Source organism: Dellaglioa sp. CoH-57-MRSF-20, assembly GCF_056781955.1.
In genome coordinates this window covers 128,116-142,334 of the sequence record NZ_JBXAXV010000001.1, presented here as the reverse complement: position 1 = coordinate 142,334, position 14,219 = coordinate 128,116, and the positions used below count along the sequence as shown (strand labels likewise).

Here is a 14,219-nt window from a genome sequence, read left to right as displayed (position 1 = left end):
TTTTATTATTATATTTACGTTTTTAATATTCTTTCAGTAAGCGCATCATATCTGATGCCTTTTCATTCGGAATACCTTGAACCTCTAGTTCAACACCCAAATCATGCATTTTATTGAATGCTTGAACATCGGTATCATCGACTGAGATAGTTGCCGATAATTGTTTCTTCCCTTCTGAAAAATGTAAATTACCAATATTTACTTTCTTAATTGGGACACCTCCTTCAATAATTTTAGCCATGTCTTCTGGCGTACGAACAACTAATAATATTTTTTGTTTATCCGAGGCTTTACCAATAATACGAATCGTTTTTTTAATATCGAAAAAGCGGATTCCAACAGTTTCAGGAATAACCATCTCCATTAAACTTTGCTGTACATCATCTTTAGAAACCTCATCATTCGCAACTACAACTAGATTAGCGTCAATCGTATTAACCCATGTCATACCAACCTGTCCATGAACAAGTCTGTTATCAATTCTTGCAAGTAAAATGTTTGGTGTTGTCATAATAAATTCCTCCTTGAAATTTTTATTTATAGGCATGTAAAGTTACACCTTTAACTACACGATTTACGGTACCGCTTGGTGAAGGTGTATCTGGTGTGTTTCCCACTTTTACTGAACTTAATAATGAAATAGTTTGCGCATACATAACATCAGCAAGAGCCAGATATCCTTCTGGTAAAAGGGCATCTCCTGATTCAAATGTGAAACGATCACCACTAAAGTTATTCTGTCCCTCAATATCAATCCCAATTACTTTAGCGGCAATTTTATCTCCACTCACTTCTTCTAAAATATCAATATCGTATTGACGTGTATATTCTTGATTGTTAACAAATACAAAAACTAATGTTTTCTCGTTGACGAACGATTTAGGTCCATGTCGGAACCCCATTGAAGAATCAAACATTGTTGTTAGCTTACCTGCCGTTAGTTCAAGAATTTTCAACTGTGCCTCTCTTGTTAATCCCGATAAACTTCCGGACCCAAGATAGACAACCCGATCAAATTCCATATCAATAACAGCTTTTATTTCAGCTTCACGTTTAATCACTTCATGACCCATTGCAATAATAGTCTCAACATATTTTTCTTTAATATCCTTACGTGTTGTATCAAAAATTAATAACGCTGAGAGTGACATACAACTGTATGATCCAGTCATTGCAAATCCCTTATCATTAGACAGCGCAGGCATCATCAATAACAAATTACGTTCGTCATCTTTTGTACCAACAGCAAGTTTCCCTTCCGGAGCACAAGTAATTGTAATTTGATATAAATTTTTAATTATTTTTCTTGAAATTTCAACAGCGGCAACACTTTCAGGACTATTACCACTCCTAGCAAACGAAACTAAAATAGTCGTAGCATCTGGTACTAAATAATCATATGGTGCAGATACGATATCGGTTGTTGGAATACTTTCAAACTGATAATTTGCACGATCCCCGTGGTTACTTAAGTATGGTGTTACAGTATCACCAACATAAGCGGATGTTCCTGCTCCTGTAAAAATGACCCGAATCAACCCGTTCGAGGTAGATTTAACTGATTTTAAAAATGTCTTTATTTCGTCTGACTTTTCACTAAAATTATTAAATGCCTCAGTCCAAAGTTCAGGTTGTTGTTTAATTTCACCTGTTGTAATATTTGCGCCCATTATTTCCAACTCTTTTTCATTCTTCTCAAACATATTAAGCTCTCCTTTAGATGCCATTATCATCTATTTCTACTCTTTTTTTTGTTTCAAATTGCATAATACCTTTTTTACCAGCATCCAGTGCTTTCTCCATAAACGCGCTCATGTTCAAATCCCGGTTAAATAACATATCTAATAACATCGGTATATTCGATCCTGTTAAAACGCTTACATTATTATGCAGTAATTTTATTTTAACTGCTTCATTAAATGGTGTTCCTCCAGGAATATCAGTAAAGAAAACTATTCCATCTAAGCCGTTTAATTTGTTAAGCGCTTTCATATAGTCGCCGCTTAAATCTTCCGCGGTCATTCCTTGTATAAAATCACAAAGAATAAAATTTTCTTGTTGTCCGGCAATAAGTTCAATATTTGATCCCATTCCAGTTGCAAAGTTCCCATGTCCAGCTACTACCATACCAATCATATAATTATCCTCCCTTATTTATTGTGTCGAATATGATAAGTAAATTTATCACCCCTCGCAATACTCAACGTAAATTCAATTACTTCATTTTTTGTGTTATACGTCGTTCGCTCTAATTTAAGAACAGGTGCACCTTCATAAAAATTTAATAAAGTTGCATCATTGCCTGCCATAACACCTGCTGTTAAAGATTCATCAGCCGTTTTTACAATCTGGTTATAATCATCTAAAAAAATGACATACATCGCTTGCTTATTTAATGTCTCCACAGTTAAAGAGGGAAATTTAGCATACGGTAAGTAAGTTCTCTCTAACATCATTGGTTCATCTGATGCAAGTCTTAATCGTTTTAATTTAATTACCTTGGTACCAACTTCAACTTTTAAACCTTGAGCAATAAACTCATTAGCACTAATAACATCAAAGCTAATTATTTTACTACTCGGTTCTTTATCAAGGGAAACCATTTGTTCTGTAAAACTAAACGTTCCCCCTAAATCAGTCTTAATTTTAGCGATATTCGACACAAATGTTCCTTTACCATGTTGGCGATATACATAACCCATTAGTTCTAACTCATTTAGTGCTGTTCGGACAGTCGTACGACTCATATCGTAAGCAATAGATAAATCACGTTCAGACGGTAATTTATCATTCACCTTTAGATTCTTTTCAATTTCTTCTTTTAGCGTATCTACTAATTGATCATAGAGTGGACGCTCATAATTACCGTTTAACATTACTTTTCCCCCAAGTGGTTACTACCACATACATAATATATTATTTTTAAAACTCTTTGTCAATAGTTATTTTTATATTAACTATTATTAAATCATTTGTATTTTCAACATTGGTACCTACCATTAATCATGTTTTTTAATTCCCCCCTTCTAAAGTAATCATATTTCACTTTAAAGTTATAGATTATTAGCGACACACTACTTCGCTGTATAAAATTATCGTGACCGATATGACTTGCTTTCTAATTATATCAATTAAGCATAACTTTTATTTATTAGATTCTAAACTCATATAAATTCTTTCTACAATAAATACGTAAGGGTACTAAAAAGTTACTTTAGTCTAAATAATATACATCTAAAATAAAACGTTTACATTTTAGTAAAAGTTTAGTAAAATGTAGTTGTTAACTAAAAGAATGCGTTTTCACGTTTATTATTTTTATGTTTTGCTATTATGAATAACAATTTCTTTTACCAAAAATCTATTATATAGGAAGAGGTCATTAGAATGGATACAAATAAATTAACGATTGATGCCGAACGATTTGCAGCTGCAATTATTGCCGGAAATCCTAAGCAAACAAATGAAGATAACAAGATATATATTAAACGTCAATTGACGTTATACCTTGAATCAGTTTTGTTAGTTAATGATTTTAATTCTTTAGAAGAAAACCAATTAGGTTCTGCTAAAGAAAAACAACGTCAAGCAATTTTAGATAAGATTATCGAACACAGATATAACTAATTTTAACTACACTCGAAAGGAATTAAACTAATGAAAAATTCTAAAGATTTTAAACAATATGCTTCATATGCCTTTGGTGCATTTGGACATGATGCCTTTTATGCAACACTTAGCACTTATTTTATGATTTTTATTACAAGTCAATTATTCGTTACAAAGGATGCTGGTTTCAACGCTAAAATGATTGGTTACGTCACAACTATGATGGTTGTTATTCGAATTGTTGAGATCTTTTTTGATCCTTTAATTGGTGGCGTTATTGATAATACTCGTACTCGTTGGGGGAACTTTAAACCATGGTTACTAATCGGTTCAATTGTCAGTTCAATTGGATTAATCCTTATTTTCACTGATTTTGGTGGTTTAGCTACAAGCAATCCTTATCTTTACTTAATTCTTTTTGCCATTGTTTATATCATTCTAGATAGTTTCTATTCATTTAAAGATATTTCATTCTGGTCAATGTTACCAGCTCTAAGTGTCGAATCAGAAAAACGGACTAAATTTGGAACAATTGCTCGTTTTGGTTCAACATTAGGTGCTCAAGGTGTTATTATCGTTATCGTCCCAATCGTTGTCTTCTTTTCAAAAATGTTCTCAGGTACAACTGGTAATACACAAACAAAAGCAGGTTGGTTAGGTTTTGCTATTGTTATCGGTTTGGTTTCATTCTTAGGTGCTTTAGCAACTATTTTAGGAACTAAGATTGAAAAAAATGCAATTCGTGAAAATACTGAAAAAGTTCGTTTCCGTGATGTTTTCAAAGTTATCGGTAAAAATGATCAGTTAATGTGGTTATCATTATCATATTTCCTTTTCGCTTTTAGTTATGTTATTACAAATTCACTTTTGATTTACTACTTCAATTATGTTTTAGGTAGTGCAGCTGCATTTACTACTGTTGGTGTTCTAACAGCAGTCTTAGGAATTATTTCAGTTTCATTGTTCCCAACTTTAGTTGCATTGGTTCATCGTCGTGCTATCTACCTTGGCGGAATCGCTGTCATGCTATTGGGTTACATTCTCTTCCTATTTGCTGGTACTAACCTTGTTGTTGTCTTAATTGCTGTTGGCTTATTCTTCTTCCCATATCCACTTGTTTTCTTAGCAGCATTGATGACAATTACGGATAGTGTTGAATACGGTCAATTAAAGAGTGGAACACGTAATGAATCTGTTACTTTAGCAGTTCGTCCTTTGTTGGATAAATTAGCTGGTGCCTTCGCTAATGGTGTTGTTGGTTTTGCCGCAATCCAAGCTGGTATGACAGGTAGTGCTAAACCAAGCGATATTACAAACAGTGGTTTACTACAATTCAGAATGTACATGTTCTTCGTTCCAATGGCCTTAATAATTGTTGCTGCTCTTATCTTTATGTCAAAAATTAAATTGACTGAAGCTAAACATGCTGAAATCGTTACAGAATTAAAAAAGAAATTAGATTAATATAATTAAAAAAACAGCGATCAGATAAAATCTGGTCGCTGTTTTGCTGTCTAATCGTTAAGTCCTTTACCATCAAGAATTTTCGGAATATATTTAATAATTCTAGCCTCACGCGTTTCTGTTTTTTTAGCATCTGCAAAATAACGTGCATACGTTTTTTGACGTCCAAGCGTTAACGTTTCAAAAAATTCTTCCAATTCTGGCATTTCATTCATTTTTTTCTGGAATTCCACTGGCAACACTAATTCAGTTGGTTTACCCTTAGGAACCTTTAACCCAGCCTTTTCTGCATTAATTGCTTGTTGAATGTAATCACTTATCTCTACTTTTAAATCAGTAACATCTTTTAAGCTATGAAATCTAATTTGGCGACCAACCTCAGTATGTTCGCCCGTTGGAACTAAAATACCCTTACCATCATCAATCAGAGTTCCTTTTAAGAAAAGTAATGCCATATACTCTTTAAATCCTTGAATTAAGACAATATTTTTACCATTTAGTGTATAACAAGGTTTGCCCCATTTAAATTCTTCAGTCAGTCCCGTTTCGAGTGCAAGTTCTCTTAACTGTGTCATTTCTTCTTTCCATTGTGTTGCTTTTTCTAAGTGTAAATCAACTTTTGGATTCTTTTTAATTTCTGTCATTGTCTTAACCCCTTTATTTTATAATCTTTTTTCTGGATTTAATTGTAGCCCAATCAATGAACATAACAAGAAAAATGCAGCTAATAATATCGTTTTAGTTCCCATTATCGGTACCATAGCACCCATAGAAATTGCGCCAAAAAGAAATGCTAAGACGACACCCAACATCCGCCAACCTTTAGCCATTGCGATTATATTACCTTTAACAATTCCGTCATAAAAACTTTCAGCCATTGTCCTCAAATTACCCGTCATCATAAATGACGTAAAAGGTCCTCCGTTGATTTGTCTAAATTCTTGAAGTTGAGCTGCTGCAACCATTGAAATGATTCCTGTAGATAACTGTGCTGGCCAATTTCTTGGAATAAATGCAACAATAATTAAAAGGATCGTCTCAATACCGATAACAAATCGTTGTCGTTTATTAATTGAATCTTCTTCTTTAAATCGATGTTGCAGATTTCTAGTTATAATAATACCAATCATAAAAGCAAAAATTGGAATCAGATGATCGAATATGGCCCCCCATTTCATTTGGCCCATATCAATACCTAATATAATTAAATTTCCGGTTTGCATACCAGCGAAAACACCATCATGTACGATATAGGTATACGCATCAAATCCCCCGCCGGCAAATATTAATCCAGCGAACAGTACCCTATCCAATAGTGACATTGGTTTTTTCATCAAATCCTTCTTTCAGATTGTACTTAAAATATTCTTTCAAATTAAGTATACTAAATTATCAGAAGTTAACAAGAATATACGATTAATTTTTACTATTAAAGACGTTATCAAGCGATTTTTTCTGTTTTAAAGTTTATAATGAAATTAGTTTTTATAAGACAAGGGAGATTACTTTTATGCATTTAGCCATTATTGGTGCCGGACCACGAGGTCTGATTACACTTGAACGACTCATTGCTTGGCAACAAGCAGATCCTTCAAATTCACCACTTACTATTGATTTATATGATCCATATGGTGTTGGTGGGCGCGTATGGTCACCAACTCAACCACACGAATTAATCATGAATACCGCAGCTCAACAAATTAGTTTATTCTATGGAACAAGCGTCCAATCTATTGGTCCAGTTATCCCAGGACCAAACATTTTCGAATGGGCTCAATCTGATGCTCATGATTTTATCGAAATAAATAATTATTCAGCGGATTTTTTAACTGAAATTAAAGATTTACATCCAAACGATTATGCAACAAGAGCACTTTTTGGTGTTTATATCCAATGGTACTACGCTGAATTACTTAAACGTGCCTCTAACAATATCACAATTAATTTGAATAAAAGTACGGTTACACAAATTTCAAAAAAAGCTGATCAATTTGAAATCACAACCGCCTTACCTTCAGTTAGCATCGTTGACTATGTCGTAATGTCTTTAGGTAATCTTGAAAATGAATTATCTGTCGGACAAAAAAGATTTGATACATTCGCTACAGAAAACAAGTTAACTTATGTTTTACCAGGCTTTCCAAATGAAACAAAACTAGATCATATCACGCACGAAGATACTGTTATTTTACGTGGCTTAGGTCTTAGCTTCTTTGATTTAGTGACCCGTTTGACTGTAGGCCGTGGTGGTCTATTTAAGCGATTAGAGAACGGGCAACTACAATATCAAGCAAACGGTAACGAACCTCACATTGTGGCAGGTTCGCGTCGTGGATGGCCTTATCATGCCAAAGGGGATAATCAAAAATCACCCGGCGAAGAAACTCAAGCTCATTTTTTAACGGCGGCTAAAATGGCAGTTTTCATGGAAAATGGTACCGTTTCTTTCAATGAATTTTGGACCTTATTAAGTCATGACGTTGAATATCAATATTATTCATTACTTGTCGCACAGAATTATCCAAAAATCGATTTAACAAAATTCCAATTAGCTTTCTTAAAAGATCCTAAAGTAACCGTTGAGCGATCAATTATTCTTGAAGAAGATCGCTTTAATTGGGATCATCTAGGAAATCCAATGACTAAAAAACCTAATGAAGATTTCAAAGCCGTTATGTTAGACCATTTACAAAAAGATGCAGTAGATGCAAAATTAGGTACTAAGACCGGACCATTGACCAGTGCTCTTGAGGTTTTACGTGACTTACGTCTTCCGGTTAGACAATTAATTGATAACCGTCTCTTAACAGATGATGACTATTTAACTAACTTCTTAGGCTGGTTTAATTCATTAAATAACTTTTTAACAATCGGGCCTCCTACCATTAGAGTTGAACAATTACGGGCACTCGTTGAAGCTGATGTTGTTACACTATTAGAACCTGGAATGGTCGTCGATACTAAAGATCATCAATTTGAAACATATAGTGCAAACCAACCAGATCAACGCTACTTAGCAACAACTCTAATTGAAGCACGCGTTCCTGCTGTTCATGCGACAACAGCAACAAGTCCTTTAATAAAACAGTTACTCGATACAAAAATCGCCAATCCTTTAATTTTAAATCCAACTAAAGGTGATTCTGTTATAGATGGCGCAGTCAACGTTGACCCTGTCAGCAATTTATTACTAGATGAGCATAAGACACCGCAACCTGGTTTATACTTCTGGGGTGTTCCGACTGATGGTGTTCATTGGCTAACAGCTGCAAGTCCAAGACCTTTTGTAAATGATGTTAGTTTACGCACAGCTAATGATATTGTTAAAGCTATTTTTACAGAAGAGTCACATAAATAATAATTAAAAAAGTGAATCATACCCTATATTGAGAATAGAGTATGACTCACTTTTTTAATATCTTTTACCTATTAAATTGACGTTAATTAATCCTAAAATAATAATTTTCTACTTGAGGATAACATTATATTCTAAATCATGATAAAATCATTAACTAGATATCCATCAACATTTCTTTATTAATTATGCTACTTAAATCAAAGGAGAAAAATGATAAAATCAATTATGCACGATGAAATATTTCTCGCACAAAAAGCTGAGATTGCAACTAAAAATGATGGCTCAATCGTAACCGATTTATTAGATACATTAGAAGCAAATAAAGAGGTTTGTGTTGGAATGGCTGCCAATATGATTGGTGTGAATAAACGAATTATCGTTTGCCAATTTGGTAATCTAAATGTTCCCTTTATTAATCCTAAGATTACAAAAAAATCTGGACGTTACAACGTCAATGAAGGTTGCCTTTCGTTGACTGGCGAACGTCCAGCACAACGATATGATTCCATTACAGTTGATTATTTAGACAAATCATTTCAACCACAAACCCAAAAGTTTTCAGGTTGGATGGCACAAATCATTCAACACGAAGTCGATCATTGTGAAGGTATTATCATCTAAATGAAAAAATCTCGAGAAAATAAATTCTCGAGATTTTTTTATTATTTAAATTTAAGCTTGAGCAGTTGGATAAATCGTAAATTCATTAACATTAACTTCTTCTGGTTGATCAATGGCAAACTTAACCACGCGTGCAATTGCGACCGGATCAATTCCAACTTGTTCATAAAATGACGACATCCCTGAAAGGGTTTGTTCATCCGTAATAGTATTTAATAATTCTGTGTTAATTGCTGCTGGATATAAGGTTGATGTTCTTATATTTGTTTTTTCCATAGCACTTTCTGTCCTTAGAACTTCCATTAAATTACGGACAGCAAATTTTGTTGCGCCATAAACACCTGCATCTGGGAATGATTTAATGCCTGCAACAGATGATGTTGTAATAACATGTCCATGTTTTTGTTCAATAAATATAGGCAACACTGCAGCAATTCCGTTCAATACACCTTTGATATTGATATCAATCATATCATCCCATTCATCCGTTTTTAAAGCCGATAAGGGCGAGTTAGGCATGATTCCAGCATTATTGAATATAACATCTATCCCACCAAAAGTTTCTTGTGCTAAAGTAACTAAATTCTTAACGTCACTTGCCTTAGTGACATCAGTAACGGCATATGTTGCCTGACCACCATTCTTTTTAATTTCTTCAACAATCTTTGCTAACTTAGCTTCACGACGAGCACCTAAAACGACTTTAGCCCCACCTTCAGCTAACATTCTGGCCGTTGCTTCACCAATACCACTTGATGCTCCTGTAATAACAACAACTTTATTTTCTACTGACATATCATTATCCTCCAATTTAATTAGTATGTTTACATTACTCTTTAAAGTGCACTCTAAGTCAACAAAAAAAGACTCATTTTTATACAAAATAAAAGTGAGTCTCTAGTACCTATTTATTTAAACGGTAAGCAGCGTGATATAAAGGGCCTACGTATTCATTAAATGCAAAACCTGATTTAATTCCAGCAGTTACAAAATCTTTTGCTTTATAGACAGCTTCTTTAACTGACAATCCGTTTGCAAGGCCCGCAGTTATGGCCGCTGCAAATGTACATCCTGCTCCATGATTATAAGCAGGCGTTATCTTTTCAGTTTCTAAAACCTCAAATTGAGTTCCATCATAAAATAAATCAAGCGCCTTTTCACCCTTAAGAGCTTTACCGCCTTTAACAACGACATTTTTTGCACCTAACTCATGAATCTTAATAGCTGCTTGTTTCATGTCGTCAAGTGATTTCAAAGTTCCCATTCCAGATAAAACACCAGCTTCAAACAAATTAGGCGTTGTGACTGTCGCAATTGGGATCAATAAATCACGGATAGCATCAGCTGCTTCTGGATTTAATACTTCATCTTCACCTTTACAAACCATAACAGGATCAATCACAACATTCTTAATCTCTTTTTCTAAAATGCTTTCACGAGCTACTTCTGTAATTGCAACACTACCAAGCATCCCTGTTTTCATTGCAGCAATATCTCCGCCGGCACCTGTCGTTTTCAACTGTGCTTTTACTAATTCAGCATCCATAACAGTTACGTTATGTGCCCATCCAGCATCTGGATTCATGGTAACAATTGAAGTTAGCGCAACCATACCATAAGTTCCAAACTCTTCAAATGTTTTCAAATCTGCTTCCATACCAGCGCCACCACTTGCGTCGCTACCAGCAATTGTTAAAACCTTAGGAATTATTTTCGTCATTACTAATCTCCCTTTTATTGGATGATTTATTTTTAAATTAATATTATTTTATCATACGCCTTGTTATAAACAGCGATACTATTAGGAGTCTTACGCTTCAGAAATATATCGGTATCATTAAAGAGCCACTCAAAATTTTAAATGACAGCTTTCACTTCTTATAAACCTAATGACATAAAAAAAGTTTTTTTATTTATCTAATTTTTGATCGACACTTTTTGTTTCTCTTAATAAAAAGACTGCTGCTAGAATTCCAATAATCATAATGACCAATGATGTTAAAACAACTTGAATCATGCCTTTATCAAAAGCTGTTAAAACAATCTTTTGAACTTTATCAGCATAAGGAGTCGCTATTATTTTTTGACTCCACGCAACCATATGTCCAGAAAATGCTCCTGCATTTACTAAGGCTTGCTGAATACCCGTTGCAGCTACACTAGGAATATGACTATCACTAAAACCAGTGCTCAAACTTGATTCATATGCTTTAGTTTGTGCTAAACCAAGAATTACAACGCCTACTGTTATTCCAATTTGACGAAAAACATTCAATAAACCAGATGCCATGCCAATTTCTTTTGGATTAATATTATCCATAGCAGCAGTATTAATCATCGGATTAATAATAGCGTTACCCAATCCAGTTAATACAAGAAGCGGAAGTAATTGCATGTAGGTAAAGTCCGTTGTTGTTACCTGGCTAAACGTAAATAAACCAAGTGAGGCAACGATAAATCCAAGTGAAATCATCCACTTTTTACCAAACTTGTATCCTAGAACTCCTGTAAAAGGACCTAAGACAAGCGACCATAAACTCATAGGTAGTTGATGTAATCCCGTGGAAAAGGCTGAATATCCCATATAATTTTGCATTAAACTTGTTTGATAAGCGGCTAACGCAAAGATACCAGCACCAAGTGCAAATGCAAGAATTACAACACCAACAAAATGACGATTTGTTAATAATGTTAAATTCATCATTGGCGATTTAACTTTTAACTCTACAAAAACAAAGGCAGTTAAGATTAAAATTGATGCAATTAACCATCCCATAACATGCATATCAGTCCAAGCCCAATGCATATGTTGTTCTTTTTGAATTAAGCCATAAATACCAGCAAATAATCCAACTGCTGAAAGAATCATTCCTATAAAATCAATCGATTCCCCAGCGCCATATGCAGGTGTTTCTTTAACATTTCTAATAACCAAATAAATCGCAATGATACCGACCGGTAGATTAACAAAGAAAATTGAAGGCCAACCAAAGTTCTCAACTAAAAATCCACCAACTAAAGGTCCGATTGCTGTTGAGAATCCAATAACTGATCCTAAAATACCAAGTGCTGTCCCACGTTCTCGGCCTTCAAAGTTAGACGCAACTAACGCCATTGATAAACTCATCATTCCTGAACCACCAATTGCTTGAACTGCTCGACCAAAATCAAGAACTAATAAGTTTGGTGCAAGCCCATTTACAACAGATGCAATCGTAAACAAAATTGTACTAGCGATGAAGACTTTTTTTCGTCCAAACATATCACCTAATTTTGAAACAATTAATAAACTGACTGCATACATTAACGTATATGCATTTAATATCCATTGTAAATCACTAAATGTTGTTTTAAAATCAACTGCCATACTTGGTAAAGCAACATTTACAACAGTAACATCTAAAAGGCCCATAAAAACACCTAAACTCATAGCGAACAATGCTACCCAACGATTTGTTGCTTTTTTCATTTTTTATTCTCCTTTTGTATATCTTTAATTTGCTCCACTACACCAATATAATTCATACCACATATTTTAAAGCAATAAGTTTCATTCCATTTAGAATCATGGACGACCATTTTTCCAATACCAATCGTAACTTATATCCTGACATATTACGACTCATTAGTACTGTTAAAATTAATAATCTATACATATCACTTTAGCGTCTTTCTTCGAAGTCCTTTTAGAAATCACTATTAGACTCATATAAGTATAGTTTTTTTAGCCCTATTTGCAAGTTTTTTGTAAAGCTAATATTTTGCCAATATACCTTAATCATGATAAGTTTTACTTATAATAAGTAAATAAAAAGGAGATTTTATAATGGCAAAATTAACAGAAGATATGAAAAAAATGATTCCTGAACAACTTAATTTTCTTTCAACCGTAGATGAAAATGGGTTCCCACAAGTTGGTCCTAAAGGATCAATGCGTGTTTTTGATGATACGCATTTGATTTATAATGAAGAAACAGCTAAACATGCATTACACAATCTTCAAAATAATGGCCGTGCAGCTGTTGCTGTTATAGATCGTCCTAATCTAAAAGGCTTCCGGTTTGAAGGCACAGCACATTTAATTGATTCCGGTAAAATTTTTGACGATGCTGTTAAATTTGGTGAAGAACGCCATTTACCAAAAATGTACTATGCTGTCATCATTGATGTTGAACGTATTTACAAATTAGATGCTGGCCCAACTGCTGGTGATTTAATTGCTGATTAAATATTAAGACAAAAGGACTAAATCCCGTAAATGGGATTTAGTCCTTTTGTCTTATTTTTGAGCTAATTGTTCTAAAATAGCTAATCCAACACCATCTTCATCATTCTTTTTTGCATGATGATTAGAAATATCTTTATTAATTTGATGACCATTCTCCATTGCATAACTGATACCTGCAGCTTTTAACATCGATATATCATTCAAATTATCGCCAATTGCCATCACTTCTGACATAGGAATACCCATACTATCAGCAAATTTTTTCAACGCAATCCCTTTTTGTGCATTAACATGATTAACTTCAAGATTATTATCCCCTGAAGAAGTCACAATGAGTGTTTCATTTTCTTCAATTTTATTTTTTAAAACAGATAAGTCATCTGATTCATCCGTTTTTCGAATAAGAAATTTAAACAAATCTATTTCAGAATCATCAATAATTTCACTGTAATCGTCTATATAATGAATAGGATTTAAGTTTAATTTGATAACCGCTTCATCATATTTAAGAGGATCATCTGAATAAACACCTTTTGACGTCATAACTTTGAAAAAGGCATGTTCATTCTTCAAAAATTTAATGAGTTTTTGTGCCTCTTTTTTTGATATTGGAAAACTATTAATTTGTTTGCCTTCCTCAGTTACCGTAGCGCCCCCATTATAATTAATCATCGGTGCACTAATACCTGCTGCGTCAATTAAGGGTTTTACCTCATCATAACTTCGTCCAGTGGCAACAACAAAAGTCACTCCCATTTCTTGAGCCTTCTTAATAGCCGCTGCGTTACCCTTCGAAATACTATTTTCATTATTTAATAACGTGCCGTCCATATCTGATGCGATAATTTTAATCATACTTACTAGACACTCCTCTGATTTCAGTTTAGTAGCAACTTAAGCATAGCATGCCACCTAAATAGTGTAAACGTTAACATCTAG

15 protein-coding genes are annotated in these 14,219 nt (G+C 33.9%); 5 read left to right on the top strand and 10 right to left on the bottom strand.

Going from position 1 to position 14,219, the window contains the following annotated elements:
* Positions 1-22: 22 nt before the first annotated feature.
* The 4 genes from agaV to AC1RPN_RS00675 are packed head-to-tail and all read right to left on the bottom strand — an operon-like array spanning position 23 to position 2,876.
* On the bottom strand, positions 23-511 hold the full coding sequence (agaV, locus tag AC1RPN_RS00690; protein ID WP_481761033.1) for a PTS N-acetylgalactosamine transporter subunit IIB: 489 nt from the start codon (positions 509-511) through the stop codon (positions 23-25).
* 22 nt (positions 512-533) lie between these two features.
* Entirely contained in the window at positions 534-1,703 is a 1,170-nt protein-coding gene (locus AC1RPN_RS00685; RefSeq protein ID WP_481761034.1) for an AgaS family sugar isomerase, read from the bottom strand.
* Between the two features lie 13 nt (positions 1,704-1,716).
* Positions 1,717-2,136, bottom strand: a complete 420-nt coding sequence (agaF, locus tag AC1RPN_RS00680; RefSeq protein ID WP_481761035.1) for a PTS galactosamine/N-acetylgalactosamine transporter subunit IIA — start codon at positions 2,134-2,136, stop codon at positions 1,717-1,719.
* A 14-nt stretch (positions 2,137-2,150) separates the two neighbouring features.
* A complete protein-coding gene (locus tag AC1RPN_RS00675; protein ID WP_481761036.1) occupies positions 2,151-2,876 on the bottom strand; it encodes a GntR family transcriptional regulator in 726 nt (241 codons plus the stop codon).
* A gap of 511 nt (positions 2,877-3,387) precedes the next feature.
* Between AC1RPN_RS00675 and AC1RPN_RS00670 the strand changes: the two genes are divergently transcribed.
* The gene (locus AC1RPN_RS00670) at positions 3,388-3,627 is read left to right on the top strand and encodes a hypothetical protein (protein ID WP_409021786.1); all 240 of its coding nucleotides are present in this window, start codon (positions 3,388-3,390) and stop codon (positions 3,625-3,627) included.
* 30 nt (positions 3,628-3,657) lie between these two features.
* Entirely contained in the window at positions 3,658-5,073 is a 1,416-nt protein-coding gene (locus AC1RPN_RS00665) for a glycoside-pentoside-hexuronide (GPH):cation symporter (protein WP_481761037.1), read from the top strand.
* Positions 5,074-5,123: 50 nt separating this feature from the next.
* On the opposite strand, the gene AC1RPN_RS00660 is transcribed toward AC1RPN_RS00665, so the two are convergent.
* Together AC1RPN_RS00660 and AC1RPN_RS00655 are read right to left on the bottom strand one after the other, a co-directional pair.
* The gene (locus AC1RPN_RS00660; RefSeq protein ID WP_481761038.1) at positions 5,124-5,717 is read right to left on the bottom strand and encodes a YdeI/OmpD-associated family protein; all 594 of its coding nucleotides are present in this window, start codon (positions 5,715-5,717) and stop codon (positions 5,124-5,126) included.
* An 18-nt stretch (positions 5,718-5,735) separates the two neighbouring features.
* On the bottom strand, positions 5,736-6,407 hold the full coding sequence (locus tag AC1RPN_RS00655; RefSeq protein ID WP_481761039.1) for a YoaK family protein: 672 nt from the start codon (positions 6,405-6,407) through the stop codon (positions 5,736-5,738).
* A 176-nt stretch (positions 6,408-6,583) separates the two neighbouring features.
* Here AC1RPN_RS00655 and AC1RPN_RS00650 point away from each other — a divergent pair, with 176 nt between their 5' ends.
* Together AC1RPN_RS00650 and AC1RPN_RS00645 are read left to right on the top strand one after the other, a co-directional pair.
* Entirely contained in the window at positions 6,584-8,431 is a 1,848-nt protein-coding gene (locus AC1RPN_RS00650; RefSeq protein WP_481761040.1) for an FAD/NAD(P)-binding protein, read from the top strand.
* A gap of 210 nt (positions 8,432-8,641) precedes the next feature.
* Positions 8,642-9,052, top strand: coding sequence for a peptide deformylase (locus AC1RPN_RS00645; RefSeq protein WP_481761041.1), 411 nt, complete (start codon positions 8,642-8,644; stop codon positions 9,050-9,052).
* 51 nt (positions 9,053-9,103) lie between these two features.
* On the opposite strand, the gene AC1RPN_RS00640 is transcribed toward AC1RPN_RS00645, so the two are convergent.
* From AC1RPN_RS00640 to AC1RPN_RS00630, 3 genes are all read right to left on the bottom strand, one after another.
* Entirely contained in the window at positions 9,104-9,847 is a 744-nt protein-coding gene (locus AC1RPN_RS00640; protein ID WP_481761042.1) for an SDR family oxidoreductase, read from the bottom strand.
* 109 nt (positions 9,848-9,956) lie between these two features.
* Entirely contained in the window at positions 9,957-10,772 is an 816-nt protein-coding gene (gene thiD / locus AC1RPN_RS00635; protein WP_481761043.1) for a bifunctional hydroxymethylpyrimidine kinase/phosphomethylpyrimidine kinase, read from the bottom strand.
* 189 nt (positions 10,773-10,961) lie between these two features.
* On the bottom strand, positions 10,962-12,521 hold the full coding sequence (locus AC1RPN_RS00630) for an MFS transporter (protein ID WP_481761044.1): 1,560 nt from the start codon (positions 12,519-12,521) through the stop codon (positions 10,962-10,964).
* Between the two features lie 357 nt (positions 12,522-12,878).
* Here AC1RPN_RS00630 and AC1RPN_RS00625 point away from each other — a divergent pair, with 357 nt between their 5' ends.
* A complete protein-coding gene (locus AC1RPN_RS00625; RefSeq protein ID WP_481761045.1) occupies positions 12,879-13,280 on the top strand; it encodes a pyridoxamine 5'-phosphate oxidase family protein in 402 nt (133 codons plus the stop codon).
* A 51-nt stretch (positions 13,281-13,331) separates the two neighbouring features.
* Here AC1RPN_RS00625 and AC1RPN_RS00620 read toward each other — a convergent pair whose 3' ends face one another.
* Positions 13,332-14,135, bottom strand: a complete 804-nt coding sequence (locus AC1RPN_RS00620; RefSeq protein WP_481761046.1) for a Cof-type HAD-IIB family hydrolase — start codon at positions 14,133-14,135, stop codon at positions 13,332-13,334.
* Positions 14,136-14,219 lie beyond the last annotated feature (84 nt).